At 38.3% G+C, this 14,524-nt stretch carries 12 protein-coding genes; 9 read left to right on the top strand and 3 right to left on the bottom strand.

The genetic code is table 11. The annotated features are described in order from the left end of the window. Positions 1-89 precede the first annotated feature (89 nt). Positions 90-656 carry a DUF4430 domain-containing protein gene (locus PCY70_RS11830; protein WP_305767484.1) on the bottom strand — a complete coding sequence of 189 codons (567 nt, stop codon included), beginning with the start codon at positions 654-656 and terminating at the stop codon, positions 90-92. A 329-nt stretch (positions 657-985) separates the two neighbouring features. Here PCY70_RS11830 and PCY70_RS11835 point away from each other — a divergent pair, with 329 nt between their 5' ends. Together PCY70_RS11835 and PCY70_RS11840 are read left to right on the top strand one after the other, a co-directional pair. Next, the gene (locus PCY70_RS11835) at positions 986-2,869 is read left to right on the top strand and encodes a heavy metal translocating P-type ATPase (RefSeq protein WP_305767485.1); all 1,884 of its coding nucleotides are present in this window, start codon (positions 986-988) and stop codon (positions 2,867-2,869) included. 73 nt (positions 2,870-2,942) lie between these two features. Beyond that, complete coding sequence (locus PCY70_RS11840) at positions 2,943-3,914, top strand: D-2-hydroxyacid dehydrogenase (protein ID WP_305767486.1); 972 nt, start codon at positions 2,943-2,945, stop codon at positions 3,912-3,914. Positions 3,915-3,976: 62 nt separating this feature from the next. Here PCY70_RS11840 and PCY70_RS11845 read toward each other — a convergent pair whose 3' ends face one another. Then, entirely contained in the window at positions 3,977-5,506 is a 1,530-nt protein-coding gene (locus PCY70_RS11845) for an alpha-L-fucosidase (protein ID WP_305767487.1), read from the bottom strand. Positions 5,507-5,711: 205 nt separating this feature from the next. Here PCY70_RS11845 and PCY70_RS11850 point away from each other — a divergent pair, with 205 nt between their 5' ends. Next, the gene (locus tag PCY70_RS11850; RefSeq protein ID WP_305767488.1) at positions 5,712-7,406 is read left to right on the top strand and encodes a carbon starvation CstA family protein; all 1,695 of its coding nucleotides are present in this window, start codon (positions 5,712-5,714) and stop codon (positions 7,404-7,406) included. Between the two features lie 70 nt (positions 7,407-7,476). Here PCY70_RS11850 and PCY70_RS11855 read toward each other — a convergent pair whose 3' ends face one another. Further along, on the bottom strand, positions 7,477-7,608 hold the full coding sequence (locus PCY70_RS11855; RefSeq protein WP_305767489.1) for a hypothetical protein: 132 nt from the start codon (positions 7,606-7,608) through the stop codon (positions 7,477-7,479). Between the two features lie 182 nt (positions 7,609-7,790). Here PCY70_RS11855 and PCY70_RS11860 point away from each other — a divergent pair, with 182 nt between their 5' ends. The 6 genes from PCY70_RS11860 (at position 7,791) to urtE (ending at position 14,361) form a co-directional block, all read left to right on the top strand. After that, positions 7,791-9,446, top strand: a complete 1,656-nt coding sequence (locus tag PCY70_RS11860) for a glutamine--tRNA ligase/YqeY domain fusion protein (protein WP_305767490.1) — start codon at positions 7,791-7,793, stop codon at positions 9,444-9,446. A 212-nt stretch (positions 9,447-9,658) separates the two neighbouring features. Beyond that, on the top strand, positions 9,659-10,861 hold the full coding sequence (gene urtA / locus PCY70_RS11865; protein ID WP_305767491.1) for an urea ABC transporter substrate-binding protein: 1,203 nt from the start codon (positions 9,659-9,661) through the stop codon (positions 10,859-10,861). Between the two features lie 24 nt (positions 10,862-10,885). Then, on the top strand, positions 10,886-11,788 hold the full coding sequence (urtB, locus tag PCY70_RS11870; protein ID WP_305767492.1) for an urea ABC transporter permease subunit UrtB: 903 nt from the start codon (positions 10,886-10,888) through the stop codon (positions 11,786-11,788). Between the two features lie 12 nt (positions 11,789-11,800). After that, positions 11,801-12,904, top strand: coding sequence for an urea ABC transporter permease subunit UrtC (gene urtC, locus PCY70_RS11875; protein WP_044149706.1), 1,104 nt, complete (start codon positions 11,801-11,803; stop codon positions 12,902-12,904). A 3-nt stretch (positions 12,905-12,907) separates the two neighbouring features. Further along, a complete protein-coding gene (gene urtD / locus PCY70_RS11880) occupies positions 12,908-13,663 on the top strand; it encodes an urea ABC transporter ATP-binding protein UrtD (RefSeq protein WP_010167791.1) in 756 nt (251 codons plus the stop codon). Positions 13,664-13,668: 5 nt separating this feature from the next. Next, positions 13,669-14,361: an urea ABC transporter ATP-binding subunit UrtE gene (gene urtE / locus PCY70_RS11885; protein WP_305767493.1), complete on the top strand. Its 693-nt coding sequence runs from the start codon at positions 13,669-13,671 to the stop codon at positions 14,359-14,361. Positions 14,362-14,524: the final 163 nt, after the last annotated feature.

Here is a 14,524-nt window from a genome sequence, read left to right on the forward strand (position 1 = left end):
TACATTTTAAACATTGAATGTTAACAGCGCATTAAAAAAGGGAGAGCTTCAATGTATCTGAAGGCATCTCCCAAAGCAAAAATCATTTTCTATTGATAAACTCTATTGCCGTTGTTAAGGTCACGACCATAATCACAAGTATAAAGCCACTCTACAACGTCACCATCGGATAGTTTATATTCAGTGCAGCTATAGTTCGGAAAGATCCCGTTGACACGATAAATCCAGCCACTGCGTCTTCCTGCATCAGACTTTTCAAAGTTGCCAATACTTTCAATATGTGTTGCATCGCTAAAAAGTAAATTAGAATAATCTAGCTCAAATTCATTCTCTTGACTCAAGCGAAGCAATAAATCAAAAACACTCTCATTTTCCAAAAGAGTAACAATGTTAGTAGGATATATATCACCATCTTCAGGAACGCGTCGGCGTTTTAGAAAATTTAACTTATTTCGATTCACATCTTCTAAGAGAGTATCGCATTCTATACTAAAAGTCACATTTATTTTATTTTCAAGGGCTTTAATATTGGGTAAAGTATTGGCTGCTAAATATTGTGTAGAATCTATAGTAGTGGTGTCGTTAGCTCCCCAAGCAATAGTAAAGATAAAAAGAGTTGTCAAGCCGCTAAATAAACATTTTTTAGTTAGTTTCATTTTCTCCAAAGGTTTATATTTAAACCATCCACCTTTCCTTTAGAATTATTTCAGTATATGCATTAATTAATTGGTTAAAATTGGTTATAACATACATCCCCCCTATTAAAAAGCATTATTAATATTGTATTAATGTTTGATTAAATAAATGTCTATATATTATTTATGTAATTTATAAAAAAATTGTAGCATTGATTTTAAAAAATGTCAATAAATATTTTGGACAAACTATAATTCGTTTTAAACCTGTATATTTTGTAAATTAAGTATACACCCAGGCATATAATTAATTTGTATGAACTAAAGTTAAAGAAAGATGAGGTAATGAAATGCAGCAAAAACTTAATAAATTATTAACTTCAAAATTAATATTAAGTATATCCGGTATTTGTTTGATAATGAGTATTTTAAGTATAAATATGGTGAACTTTGCGTGGGTTACTGTAATTCTTTTGGGGGTGCCAACTATTTATATGGCTATATGTAGATTTATAAAAGAACATTACATAAGCTCTGCCGTTCTTGTAAGCATAGCAATAGTGGCATGTATATGTGTAAATGATATTGTGACCGCAGGAGAGATTATATTTGTTATGGTTTTGGGTAAAAGTATTCAAGATAGAGTTATCCAAAAAGCAAAAGATAGTGTATATAATATTGTAGAAGTAATTCCTAAAAAAGCGCGGGTAATTACCATAAAAAATGATTGCCATATCATAGAAACCATGGTTGATACAGAAGAAGTGGCGTTAGAAAGCATTGTTAGAGTTTTGCCAGGCGAAAATTTTCCGGTCGATGGAGTGATTGTGGCAGGCTATACTGCAGTTAATCAGAGTGTCATAACTGGTGAAAGCTTGCCGATAGATAAAGGTATAAGTCATCGAGTATTTGCAGGAACAACGAATAGCGTCAATGCTGTAGATATAAAGACGATCAAAACCTTTGAAAATTCTTCGATGCAAAAGATGATTAAGTTGGTAACGAAGGCAGAGGCCAAAAAAGCTCCTATAGAAAAAGTTATAGACAGATGGTCTAAGTGGGTGGTTTTAGTCGCGATTATAACAGCAATATTAATATATATAGGGTTAAATTTGTATGTAGATCAAAAAGATTTTGCAATGAACCGCGCGCTGGCGGCTTTAATAACATTTTGCCCATATACATTAACGATGATTACTCCAGTTGCAGTGATCTCGGCAGTAAGGCGTGCCACAAAGCAGGGCGTGGTTATCAAGTCTGGAATAGCGCTAGAGCAGATGGGTGACGCTTGTACTATAGCTTTTGATAAAACTGGTACAATCACAGAAGGAAAGTTGAGAATCACTGATGTTGTAGCATTTGAATATGACGAACAAAAAATAATCAGCATAGCCGCGTCGGTAGAATGGCAATCGATACATCCAATCGGAAGAGCTCTCAAAAAATATGCTATTAATAATAATATACCGATATTAGAACTTCAGGATGTTGAAAGTTTAGAAGGCAAAGGTATTTTGGCCAAATGGGATAATAAAACTGTTTTTGCTGGAAGCGAAAGATTGGTGAGAGAAGATGCAAAGATAAGAATTTCCAAAAGCATTCAAGAGGCCATAAATTTGCTAGTGGATCAAGGAAAGATAATAGACATAGTGGCCGTTGATGGCAAAATAATTGGATTAATAGGATTCGCTGACAAAATTAGAAAAGAATCATTCAGTGTAGTTGCGAAGTTGAGAGAGCTAGGCGTAAATAAGGCGGTGTTGCTAACAGGAGATAATGTAAAGAGTGCCAATTTCATAGCTCAGGCAGTTGGTATCAATAATGTATACGCAGAACTTTTGCCAGAAGGTAAAGTGGTGGTCGTTCAATCTCTTATAGAAAAGCCATCAAACGTATGCATGATAGGAGATGGAATCAATGATGCCCCCGCTCTAAAAACGGCAAATGTTGGAATTGCTATAGGATCAGTGCGTAACGATGTTGCCCTCGATGCTGCAGATATTGTTATAATGGGTGATGAGATTACCAAACTTTTGTATATCAAAAAACTTTCAAATGTAACTCTCTTTGCGATAAAGTTTAACATCATTTTGTTGTTTTTGGCGAGTAGTGTGATATTAGCCCTGTCCATAAGTGGAACTTTAAATACGCGCGAAACTGTGGTGGTATATAATATTAGTTTGATTTTAGTACTGCTGAATGTTATAAATTTATGTAACAAAAAGATCAAGTGATCTATAATATATGAACGATGCATGATATAATGAACATATTTCGGAAATATATTAAATATTGGAGGTAAATTATATGAAAATAGTTGTTTTAGATGGTCATATGCTAAATCCTGGAGAGCTCAGTTGGGAACCTCTTAGTAAGCTGGGAGATTTGGCTGTATATGATAAAACTGATTTTAACAACAAAGCTATTTTGGAGAGAATAGGAGATGCAACTGCAGTTTATACCAACAAAACACCGCTAGATAGAGAGGTTATCGAAAAGTCACCAAATTTAAAATTTATAGGCTTATTAGCAACAGGATATAACATCGTCGATATCGATGCCGCCAAGGAAAATGGAATTGCAGTGTGTAACGTGCCTTCATATGGTTCGCAAGCTGTTGGTCAATTTGCAATCGGACTATTGCTAGAAATTTGTCATCATATAGGTCATCATGCAAATGAAGTAAAAAATGGTCGATGGGAAGCAGATCAAAAGTTTTGCTTTTGGGATTTTCCTCTTATCGAATTGGCTGGTAAAACATTAGGAATCATAGGTTTTGGACGCATAGGAATTAATACCGGAAAGATTGCAAAAGCAATGGGAATGAAAATCATCGCGGTGGATAATTATGAAACTGATGAAGGAAAATCGATCGCGGAATACGTGGCTATGGATACGTTACTTGCCAAATCCGATGTAATTTCGTTGCATTGTCCATTGTTTAAAGAGACAGAAGGTATTATTTGTAAAGAAAATATTAATAAAATGAAAGACGGTGTAATTATCATTAATAATTCTAGAGGGTCGCTAATTGTAGAAGAAGATTTGGCTGATGCGTTAAATTCGGGAAAAGTTTATGCCGCAGGTTTGGACGTAGTGTGTGAAGAGCCGGTTAGAGCAAACAACCCTCTCCTTTATGCCAAAAATTGTATAATTACACCGCATATAAGTTGGGCACCAATAGAAAGTAGGCAACGATTGCTCGATATTGCAGTGGATAATTTGCAAAAGTTTCAAAATGGAAACATAGTTAATTGCGTAAATGGGATAGAAAAATAAAAAACATCGAGTATTGCTGATGCCGCAAATACTAAAAAATCAGTAGCTGCGGCGGTATTATATTAATCTACATCCAGTTGGATTACTACCGGATATTTGGTCTTAATTTTTGGTCCAATAATGGTTAGATGCGCGTCGCAAGATCTAAATTCACATTCTCCGTGCCCCAATATAGAAACCTTTTTGATTACGGCATTAAAGCGGTTGTTGTGTTGCACGTTTCCAAATGTTTTAACGTGAATTACGCCATCGGCAGGCCAGTTCATTGCAAAGATATATATTTTGGCTTTGTTGCACGTAAATCTAAAATCATCGGTAGCATAGCCCTTAAAGTTCATGTCGCTAAAGTGACCCTCTTCTGTTACAGTAGGCCCTTCGCCATATTTTCGATACGGATACGATCCATAAATAGCGTCGCCGTTCACTCGAAGCCATTTGCCAACATCTCTCAAAACTTTGACGTCTCCTTCTGGAAGCGTACCATCTGATTTAGGCCCCACGTTAAGAAGCAAGGAACCGTTTTTGCTAACCACATCAACTAGCGTGGCAACAACCTCGCTGGCATCTTTATAAATATTGCCAGGTGTGTAGCTCCAAGAGTTTTTGGCAACAGAAGTATCGTTTTGCCAGAAGTATGGCGAGATGCCGCTAAGTTGTCCTCGCTCAATATCTTTGACTGCAGAAGTATGCGCAAATGCGTCGTTTTTATAGTTGATAGTAACTTCTTCGCCCCATTCTTTGCCGCGGTTATAATAGTATGCTGCAAATTTTTTGAGGTACGGTTTCATCGGTTTAATTTGTATCCACCAATCAAAGTACATAATTTTAGGTCGGTATTTGTCCACAATTTCACAGGTTCTAGCAAGCCAGTCTTGCATAAACAATTCATCGATATTTACCAAGTCGATTGCTCCAAATGAAGGAGTTTTTTCGCCGCTTTCGGTATCAAATTTACGCTCATAAGATGGCCAATACATATCCCCATATGGAATATACGTGACAGGGTCATCTTCTCGCTCTCGCATTCCGCCCATAAACCAGTAATGTTCCATTCGATGCGATGATGCGCAAAATGTCATCCCCTTTGCTTCGATGGCGGTTTTCAAAAGCCCCATCACATCTTTTTGTGGTCCCATCTTGCTCGCACACCAATCGCTTAACACGCTATCATACATCTGAAATCCATCACAATGTTCGGCAACGGGCATTACAAACTTGGCACCAGATTCTCTAAAAAATTCAGCCCATTCATCTGCATCAAATTTTTCGGCCTTAAACATAGGCACAAAGTCGCGATAGTCAATTCCTGCTCCAAAATTTTCCTGATGAAATGAATAAATATCTTTGCCGCGCTGGATGGCTTCTTTGCGATACATAAAGTTGGGATACCATTCACTGCCAAATGCAGGTACAGTATATACGCCCCAGTGCATAAAGATTCCAAACTTTGCGTCGCGATACCATTTTGGAACCGGATAGTTAACGAGATTTTCCCAGTCATCTTTATACGGACCTTTTGAAATTACTTCATCGATAGTTTTAAGGTAATTATTTAAATGTTCTTTTGAATACTCTGCTGCTTCTATTATCATAATTAAACTCCTAACAAGAAAGATTTTTACTGTTTTATATTATCATAAACCGATAATTGATACTATTAAAAAATATTCAAAATTTTTTAAAAAACTTTTGATGTGAACAAAAATTGCAATAATAGTTTACGCTGCCGTCAAAAAGTGATATAATTGTTTTGTAATGAATTTGTAGAAAAGATTTAATAATAGGGAGGAAGAGAAAATGAATGGTATTACAATGATGGCAATTGCAATTGTGGCTCTCGGATTGGCATACATATTATATGGCAAGTGGCTCGAAAAAACTTGGGGCATTGATGCAGATAAAAAAACTCCAGCATATGAATATGAAGATGGAGTGGATTACGTTCCTGCAGATGCGAATGTGGTGTTTGGACATCAGTTCGCGTCGATTGCCGGGGCGGGGCCGATCAATGGTCCAATTCAGGCCGCTATGTTTGGGTGGTTGCCAGTTCTATTATGGGTTATCATCGGAGGAATATTTTTTGGTGCGGTACAAGACTTTGTTTCGATGTACGCTTCTGTTAAAAATAAAGGTAAAACTATAGGCTATTTAATAGAAAAGTATATAGGAAAATTGGGTAAAAAGATGTTCTTACTATTTTGCTGGCTGTTTTGCATCTTGGTGATCGCCGCGTTTGCGGATATTGTTGCAGCAACATTTGATGGCTTTGCAAATTCTGGAGCAGAGATCGAAGCCAACGGTGCTGTTGCGAGCACATCGATGATTTTTATTGCAGAGGCAGTAGCGCTCGGATTTATTCTAAAAAAGTATCGATTTAGTAAAGGTATAAATACTAGTATTGCGGTAGCGTTGCTCGTTGCGGGGATAGCGCTCGGAATGATGTTTCCTATTTTTGTTGAAGGGTCTAGTTGGCATCTAATAATATTTATATACATTGGCATTGCAACCATTACTCCAGTTTGGGCGTTGCTTCAACCTCGTGACTATTTAAACTCATACCTGTTGGTAATCATGATTTTGGCCGCAGTGGTGGGAGTATTTGTTGCTAATCCTGAGATCAATATGGAGATGTTTACGGCATTTAATGTAGGGGGATTGAGCATGTTCCCGTTCTTGTTTGTAACAATTGCATGTGGCGCAGTCTCAGGATTTCACTCACTAGTATCTTCTGGAACATCATCTAAGCAGATTAAAAACGAAAAGCACATGCTGCCGATTTCATATGGGTCTATGTTGTTAGAAGTATTGTTAGCCGTAATCGCATTGATAGCGGTTGCGTCGTTTGCTTCGGGGGAAGCTGCTGCCAACGGATACACAACGCCGGCACAAATTTTTGCAGGAGCAATTGCCAACTTTTTGAACACTTTGGGACTTCCACATAATGTAGTTTTTACATTAATAAATTTAGCAGTTTCGGCATTTGCGTTAACAAGTTTAGACTCTGTTGCGAGAATTGGGAGAATATCTTTTCAAGAGTTGTTTATTGATGATACCAAAAAGCCAAACGCGGTAACTACCGTATTGGCAAATAAATATTTTGCAACATTGGCGACATTGGCGATGGCATATGCATTGGCAAAGTTAGGGTATGCGGCAATTTGGCCATTATTTGGGGCATCAAATCAGTTGCTATCCGTAATAGCGTTGCTAGCCTGTGCGGTGTATCTAAAGCATGCAAAAAAGAAGAACGGGATGTTGATTATTCCGATATGTGTAATGATGATAATCACGTTTTCTGCGTTGGCTCAAAATATTATTAAGCTAGTTATCTTGTTTGGGGCAGGCGAAGGTATCAATGCTGGAAACATTTTACAATTGATATTTGCAATTCTAATAGCAGGATTAGGCGCAAGCGTAACATACGAAGGAATCAAGAAGCTATTTAAAAAAGATGAAGACATGACCGAAGACAGCACCGCGATAGCAGGGTAATCTAAAGGTAATTGATATGTATAGGGGGCTATTATTTAGCGATAACAGCCCCATTTTTATATTGCGTGTGTTATTTTTTCTTTTTTTTAGATGGAGTAATTTCTTCTGCAACTTCCATAACAAGTTCTTCAGTCTGAGAACTTTGAACATTAGATCTGTCTTTAGTTTTCTTCTTAGCTTTGTTATTCTTATTTTTTGCCATCTCAAATATCTCCTTTAAAAAAAAATAAAATAATTACGGAAATAGTATGCCAGGTATTTTCTGATCTTATACATAAATTGAAAAAAATTTAAATTTTTTGGCGGTCGAAGCAGGGAGAGATGTTATATAAATGCAAAAACATGGTTATACTGAGAGTATAATTTTAACTTGAAGGGATAATTATGGAAACTAAGACACAGTCAAATTTTATAAATACAATTATTGAGAAGGATTTAGAGTCAAAAAAGCATGATCAGATCATAACGAGATTTCCGCCAGAACCAAATGGCTATTTGCACATAGGTCACGCAAAGAGTATATGCTTAAATTTTGGCATTGCTAAACAATTTAATGGCAAGGTAAATTTGAGATTTGATGATACCAACCCTACTAAAGAAGATGAAGAATACGTAAATTCGATTCAAGAAGATATAAAATGGCTTGGATTTAAGTGGGATCAGCTGTTGTTTGCATCAAACTATTTTGACACTATGTATGCTAAGGCAGTGCTCCTGATTAAAAAGGGACTTGCGTATGTATGTGAACTAACTCCCGAAGAAATGAAAGAATATCGCGGAACTCTGAGTGAACCAGGCAAAGATAGTCCGTATCGCAATAGAAGTGTGGCAGAAAATCTAGAATTATTTGAAAAAATGAAGAATGGAGATTTTCCAGATGGATCGCGTGTGTTGCGTGCCAAAATTGATATGAGTAGCCCAAACATCAATTTCCGTGACCCTATTTTATATCGCATTTCTCATAATACGCATCACAATACTGGCGATAAATGGTGCATATACCCAATGTATGACTTCGCGCATTCTCTAGAAGATGCTATAGAAGGGATCACGCATTCGATATGTACGCTGGAGTTTGAAGATCATCGCCCGCTATACGATTGGGTGGTTCGAGAATGTGAAATGGAAAGCGTTCCTCGTCAGATAGAGTTTGCGCGCCTAAATATGACCAATACAGTTATGAGCAAGAGAAAGCTTAAGTTGCTAGTAGATGAAGGAATAGTTGACGGATGGGACGATCCCAGAATGCCAACTATATCAGGGCTTCGAAGACGCGGTTATACAGCAGAAGCAATTAGAAACTTATGCTTCGAAATTGGTGTTGCAAAGGCAAGTTCGGTAGTGGATTCTCAGATGTTAGACTATTTCGTACGAGAAGACTTGCTTCCAAAGGCTCCTCTGGCTATGGCAATCATCAATCCTCTAAAAGTGGTTATTACAAATTATCCAGAAGATAAAACTGAGTATGTGGAAATTGAGAATAACCCTAAAAACGAAGCAATGGGAAGCAGAAAAATTTTGTTTTCAAGAGAGATTTATATAGAACGAGATGACTTTATGGAAGTGCCTGCAAAGAAATATTTTAGACTGTTTCCGGGTAATGAAGTGCGCCTTAAGGGAGCATATTTTATAAAATGTACCGATGTTATTAAAGACGATGCGGGCAATGTAACAGAAATCCGAGCAACATACGACCCAGAAACTAAAAGTGGAAGTGGCTTTACTGCACGAAAAGTAAAATCCACAATTCATTGGATAAGCGTAAAAGATGCGCTGCCATGCGAGTTTAGATTTTTTGAGCCATTGATAGAAGATGATAAAGAAGAAAATAAAGGGAAGCATTTCTTAGAACAAATCAATCCAAATTCGCTTCAAATATTTGAGGGATATATAGAAAAAGAAGCGATTAAAAATGCAAAACCATTGGATAAATTTCAGTTTGTTCGACATGGATTTTTCAATGTAGATACCAAATATACTACAAAAGACAAGCTAGTATTTAATCAAATTGTGCCATTAAAGAGTTCATTTAAAATATAATATAGATTGCCAGCATTGGAAGCTGCAAAAAATTTTAAAAATTTTGGAATAAATTTCGAGTGGTGCTAATATTATAGAGTTATAAGATTGACAATGGGGTCAGCATTCATTTTTGGGGATGCTGGCTTTTTTTATATTTTGTTGACAATGGGGTCAACGCCTGTATTTGCATGGGTGTTGATCTTTTTATATTTTAAGAGGGGGAAATGAAAATGAAAAAATTTGGTGGCGCAATTGCAATTTTAGTATCTATGATAGGAATAACAGGATGCAACAGTGAGGTAGCGGATGATAATACTGTAAAAGTTGGATTATTACATTCGTTGACAGGTTCGATGGCAATTAGCGAAAAATCCGTGCGCGATGCGGAGGTGTTGGCAATCACTCAGATCAACGAAGCAGGGGGAGTTTTAGGAAAGCAGATCGAATACATCTCCGAAGATGGTGCATCTGACCCTTCAACTTTTGCAACAAAAGCTGAAAAACTAGTTGATAGCGAAGATGTGGCGGCGGTTTTTGGTTGCTGGACCTCTTCATCACGCAAGGCAGTAAAATCGATATTCGAAGATTATGGCGCATTACTATGGTATCCTGTTCAATACGAAGGAATGGAAGCGAGTAGTAATATTGTATATACAGGAGCGGCTCCGAATCAGCAAATCGTACCCGCAATAGAATATCTGATAGACCAAGGTTACGATGACTTTTTCTTATTAGGATCCGACTATGTATTTCCAAGAACTGCCAATATGATCATAGAAGCTCAGCTTGCAGCTTATGATGACATACATATAGTGGGAGAAGAGTATGCAGATATGGAGCAAACCGACTTCGCGGCTATCATCGCCAAAATAGAAGAAGCCGATCCAGACGTAATAATAAATACGCTAAACGGAACTGGCAACGTATCGTTTTTTAAGCAAATGTCTGAGAAAAATTATACAGCAGAAGATTATATGACTATGTCTTTTTCGATTGCAGAAGAAGAGGTTGCGACAATCGGGGCAGAGATATTACAAGATCACTTGGTTTCCTGGAATTATTATCAAACTACAGATACACCAGAAAACGAAGCATTTGTTGAAGCGTACAAAGACATGTTTGGTGCCAACAGAGTAACAAGCGACCCGGCTGAAGCGGCATACAACGCGGTTTACCTATGGAAAGCGGCGGTAGAGATGGCAGGCAGCTTTGCGGTAGAAGATGTGTTAGACGCAATAGCAACAGGGGCAGTATCTTTTGATGCGCCAGAAGGAACCGTCATAATCGATGGACAAAATCAGCATCTAGCAAAGCCGGTGCGCATAGGAGAAGTAAGAGAAGACGGGTTGATCTACGAAGTCTTTGCAACAGGAGAGGCAGTAGCGCCAGATCCATATCTAACAACCTATGATTGGGCAGAAATAATACGTTAAAAATTTGTGAGGGAGAGGGTAAGAATGAATCAATTTGTAAATACACTATTTAATGGATTGAGTTTGACATCAATAATTTTATTGGCCTCGTTGGGATTATCAATAACATTTGGTTTAATGCGCGTAATTAATATGGCTCATGGAGAATTTATCATGATTGGCGCATATGCAACATATGTGGTGCAGATGGTGTTTGCAGCAGTGGTGCCAGAGCAATTTCAAAGTTGGTATTATGTGGTTGCGATACCGATAGCATTCTTGGCGGCATTTGCAATCGGAAGTCTACTAGAAAAGCTGGTAATTTCGAGATTATATGGTCGTGAAATTGATTCGCTTCTAGCAACATTTGGAGTCAGCCTTATATTACAACAATTGGCAAGGTCCATTTTTGGTGCGCAAGGCGTAAATGTAAAAGCACCAGAATTTTTGTTTGGAGGTATTTCGATAGGAGGAATTACCCTTTCGTATAACAGACTTTTCATAATTTTCAGCGTGGTAATGTGTATTGTATTGACATGGTACATAATGTATCGTTCGGGATTTGGCAAACAGATGAGAGCAGTAATGCAAAACAGAGGAATGGCACAATGTATGGGCATAAATTCGAGGCGAGTAGATAATCTGACATTTGCAATAGGTTCGGGAATTGCGGGGATAGCAGGTTGTTCGATATCGCTGCTAGGCTCGGTGGATTCCACAGTGGGGCAAAACTATATCGTGTATGCCTTTATGGTGGTAGTGTTGGGCGGCGTTGGAAATCTCAAAGGCAGTGTGATCGGTGCGGCAATCATAGGGTTTGCTAGTATATTTGCAGAGAACTATACATCCGCAACGATGGCAAAAGCAATTGTGTTATTCATAGTGATAATATTTTTGCAAAAGCGGCCACAAGGATTGTTTGTAGTGAGAAGTAGAGACTTAGATTAAGGGGGGATTGCAATGAAAGGAAAAGGAGAAAATATCAGCTTTGCGGTGATTGTAATAATTTTAGCGATGGTTCCGGTGCTATTGCAATTAAACTTAATAGGCGGAAGCTCAACAGTAATCTTTATAGGAAAATGCATGGCATATGCAATTGTGGCGATAGGCATAGATCTAATTTGGGGATACACAGGAATACTTAGCTTGGGGCATGGGCTATACTTTGCGCTCGGGGGCTATGGGATGGCAATGTACTTAAAATTGGTGAGTACGGGAGGAGAAATTACGGACTTTATGCGAGTGGGAGGTATAGAAGAACTACCATTAATATGGAAAATATTTGAATATCTACCAAATGCGATGTTTTTTATGATAGCCATTCCGGCAGCAGTTTCATTTTTGGTGGGCTATATGATGTTTAAAAATAGAGTTAAGGGAGTATACTTTTCGATCATCTCGCAGGCACTAACATGGGCCATGTATTCAATATTTATTTCGCTGTCGCCATATACAAATGGAAACGTTGGAATAACAGAAATCAAGTCGTTGTTTGGAAGCGTAAAAGGGGATGCCAACCGCGGAAATATGTTTTTGTTGTTCTATGCGACACTGGCAGTTCTGATACTGGTTTATGTATTTGCAAAGTTTTTGGTAGGTCGAAAGTTTGGGAGAGTGTTGGTTGCGATCCGCGATGGTGAAAACAGAACTTATTTTTCGGGATATAGCGTAAGTTTGTTTAAGACTTTTGTATACGTATTGTCTGCAGTAATTGCGGCGGTAGCAGGCGCGATATTTGTAAACTTTAACGGAAGCATTACGCCGTCTGAAATGACGATAGAGTTTTCGATCATGATGGTAATTTGGGTTGCAGTAGGAGGTCGAGGTACCATAATCGGAGCAGTAATCGGGGCTTTTTTGATCAACATTGGTCAGTATAACCTGAGCTCTGGAATTTTTGTAGAAGCGTGGCAATATATAATTGGGGCAGTATTTTGCTTAACGATCCTATTTTTTAAAGGTGGATTGGTGGGCTTGGCAAAAGAGCAAATCCCAGCTGCAATAGCAAAGTTAAAAAAGCGCAAGTCGCCGACAGTGGTCGTGGCGATATCAAAGGAGGCATAGGCTATGTCAGATACAGTAATAGATATCCGTCAAATATCAGTTTGCTTTGATGGTTTTCACGCATTGACAGACGTGACATCCAAAGTTAGACGCAACACAATTCATTTTTTTATAGGCCCAAATGGTGCGGGCAAAACAACTCTGCTAGATATTATATGCGCAAAGACGAAGCCCACTTCGGGGAAGGTTTCGTTTTTTCCTAAAGGGCATAACGGAATATTGCTAACGGGAATGAAGGAATATCAAATTGTAAGAAAAGGTATAGGCCGCAAATTTCAGGTGCCATCGGTGTTTGTAAATCTAACAGTGAGAGAGAATATGGAGCTTTCGTTAAAATCGCATAAAGGCATTTGGGATAGTATCTTAAAAAAGCCTTCGCTACAAGAATATTCAGAAATCGAGCGGGTGCTAAGAAAAATTGATTTGCTAGACAAGATAGACACCAGAGCTGGGGCATTGGCACATGGGCAAAAGCAGTGGCTAGAGATTGGAATGCAGCTAGTGCAAAAGCCCGAAGTAATTATGCTAGATGAGCCGGCAGCAGGCATGGGTAAGCCAGAAACGTTTAAAACCGGAGAAATTTTAAAGGAAATAAAAAAGGAATGTACAATAATCGTGATAGAGCATGATATGGAATTTGTGAAGCAAGTGGCAGATGTTGTAACAGTACTACATGAGGGAAAGGTGCTCAGAGAAGGGCATATCGACGACATCCTAAATGATCAAACTGTTCAAGCCGTCTATCTGGGAAGGGGATAAGAGCCATGATAAAGATTAAAAATTTGTATACGTATTATGATGAAAGTATGATTATCGAAAATTTATCGCTTGATATTCCGGCGGGAGAAATCGTAAGTCTCATTGGCAGAAACGGAGTAGGCAAAAGCACCACGCTAAAAAGCATCATGGGTCTCGCCAAAACCCCAAGGGGTAGCATCTCGCTCGACAGCACAGATATCACCAACCTCCCTACCTATAGCAGAGCAAAAATGGGCATCGGATATGTGCCGCAAGGCAGAGATATATTTCCGCAAATGACGGTAGAGGAAAATTTGGAGCTGGGACTGCAGCCGATTGGAGGTCGTGGAAAAATTCCAGAGTATCTATACGACTTATTTCCGATACTGCCGCAGTTTGCAAAGCGAAAAGGAGGAGATTTGTCGGGTGGGCAACAGCAACAACTGGCGATTGCGCGTGCGTTGGTGGCGGAGCCAAAAATTTTGATACTCGATGAGCCCACAGAAGGAATTCAACCGTCGATAATTGAAGACATTGGTGTGGCCATAAAAAAAGTAAACGAATGGAAAGGGATTACAATATTGCTAGTGGAGCAATACTTAGATTTTGTTCTAAAGAATAGTACAATAATAAACGTGATGGAAAGAGGCGAGGTAATTCTGACTGTTACAGCGGACGTTGCCGATGGAAAGCAAATTCAAAAATTGATGACACACTAAGGGGCCGTTGGGGCTCTTAACTCCGCCGGAAAAGGTTGTAAAAGCAACGCTACCATTTTATTTGGCAATGATAGTGGTTTTGATGCTAGTAACATTTATACCGCAGATCAGCTTGTGGTTGCCTAGCTTACTAATAAAATAGCGAAAAATACCTCTTATGCGA

It is taken from the genome of Candidatus Epulonipiscium viviparus (assembly GCF_030708075.1).
Lineage (GTDB): Bacteria > Bacillota > Clostridia > Lachnospirales > Cellulosilyticaceae > Epulonipiscioides > Epulonipiscioides viviparus.

What these genes read in the sequence shown, in the direction of transcription:
- urtC (WP_044149706.1), top strand. Translation starts at nt 11,801, where the DNA reads ATGAAAGGAAAAGGAGAAAATATCAGCTTTGCGGTGATTGTAATAATT.
- urtB (WP_305767492.1), top strand. Translation starts at nt 10,886, where the DNA reads ATGAATCAATTTGTAAATACACTATTTAATGGATTGAGTTTGACATCA.
- PCY70_RS11860 (WP_305767490.1), top strand. Translation starts at nt 7,791, where the DNA reads ATGGAAACTAAGACACAGTCAAATTTTATAAATACAATTATTGAGAAG.
- urtA (WP_305767491.1), top strand. Translation starts at nt 9,659, where the DNA reads ATGAAAAAATTTGGTGGCGCAATTGCAATTTTAGTATCTATGATAGGA.
- PCY70_RS11835 (WP_305767485.1), top strand. Translation starts at nt 986, where the DNA reads ATGCAGCAAAAACTTAATAAATTATTAACTTCAAAATTAATATTAAGT.
- PCY70_RS11830 (WP_305767484.1), bottom strand. Translation starts at nt 656, where the DNA reads ATGAAACTAACTAAAAAATGTTTATTTAGCGGCTTGACAACTCTTTTT.
- PCY70_RS11855 (WP_305767489.1), bottom strand. Translation starts at nt 7,608, where the DNA reads ATGGCAAAAAATAAGAATAACAAAGCTAAGAAGAAAACTAAAGACAGA.
- urtE (WP_305767493.1), top strand. Translation starts at nt 13,669, where the DNA reads ATGATAAAGATTAAAAATTTGTATACGTATTATGATGAAAGTATGATT.
- urtD (WP_010167791.1), top strand. Translation starts at nt 12,908, where the DNA reads ATGTCAGATACAGTAATAGATATCCGTCAAATATCAGTTTGCTTTGAT.
- PCY70_RS11845 (WP_305767487.1), bottom strand. Translation starts at nt 5,506, where the DNA reads ATGATAATAGAAGCAGCAGAGTATTCAAAAGAACATTTAAATAATTAC.
- PCY70_RS11840 (WP_305767486.1), top strand. Translation starts at nt 2,943, where the DNA reads ATGAAAATAGTTGTTTTAGATGGTCATATGCTAAATCCTGGAGAGCTC.
- PCY70_RS11850 (WP_305767488.1), top strand. Translation starts at nt 5,712, where the DNA reads ATGAATGGTATTACAATGATGGCAATTGCAATTGTGGCTCTCGGATTG.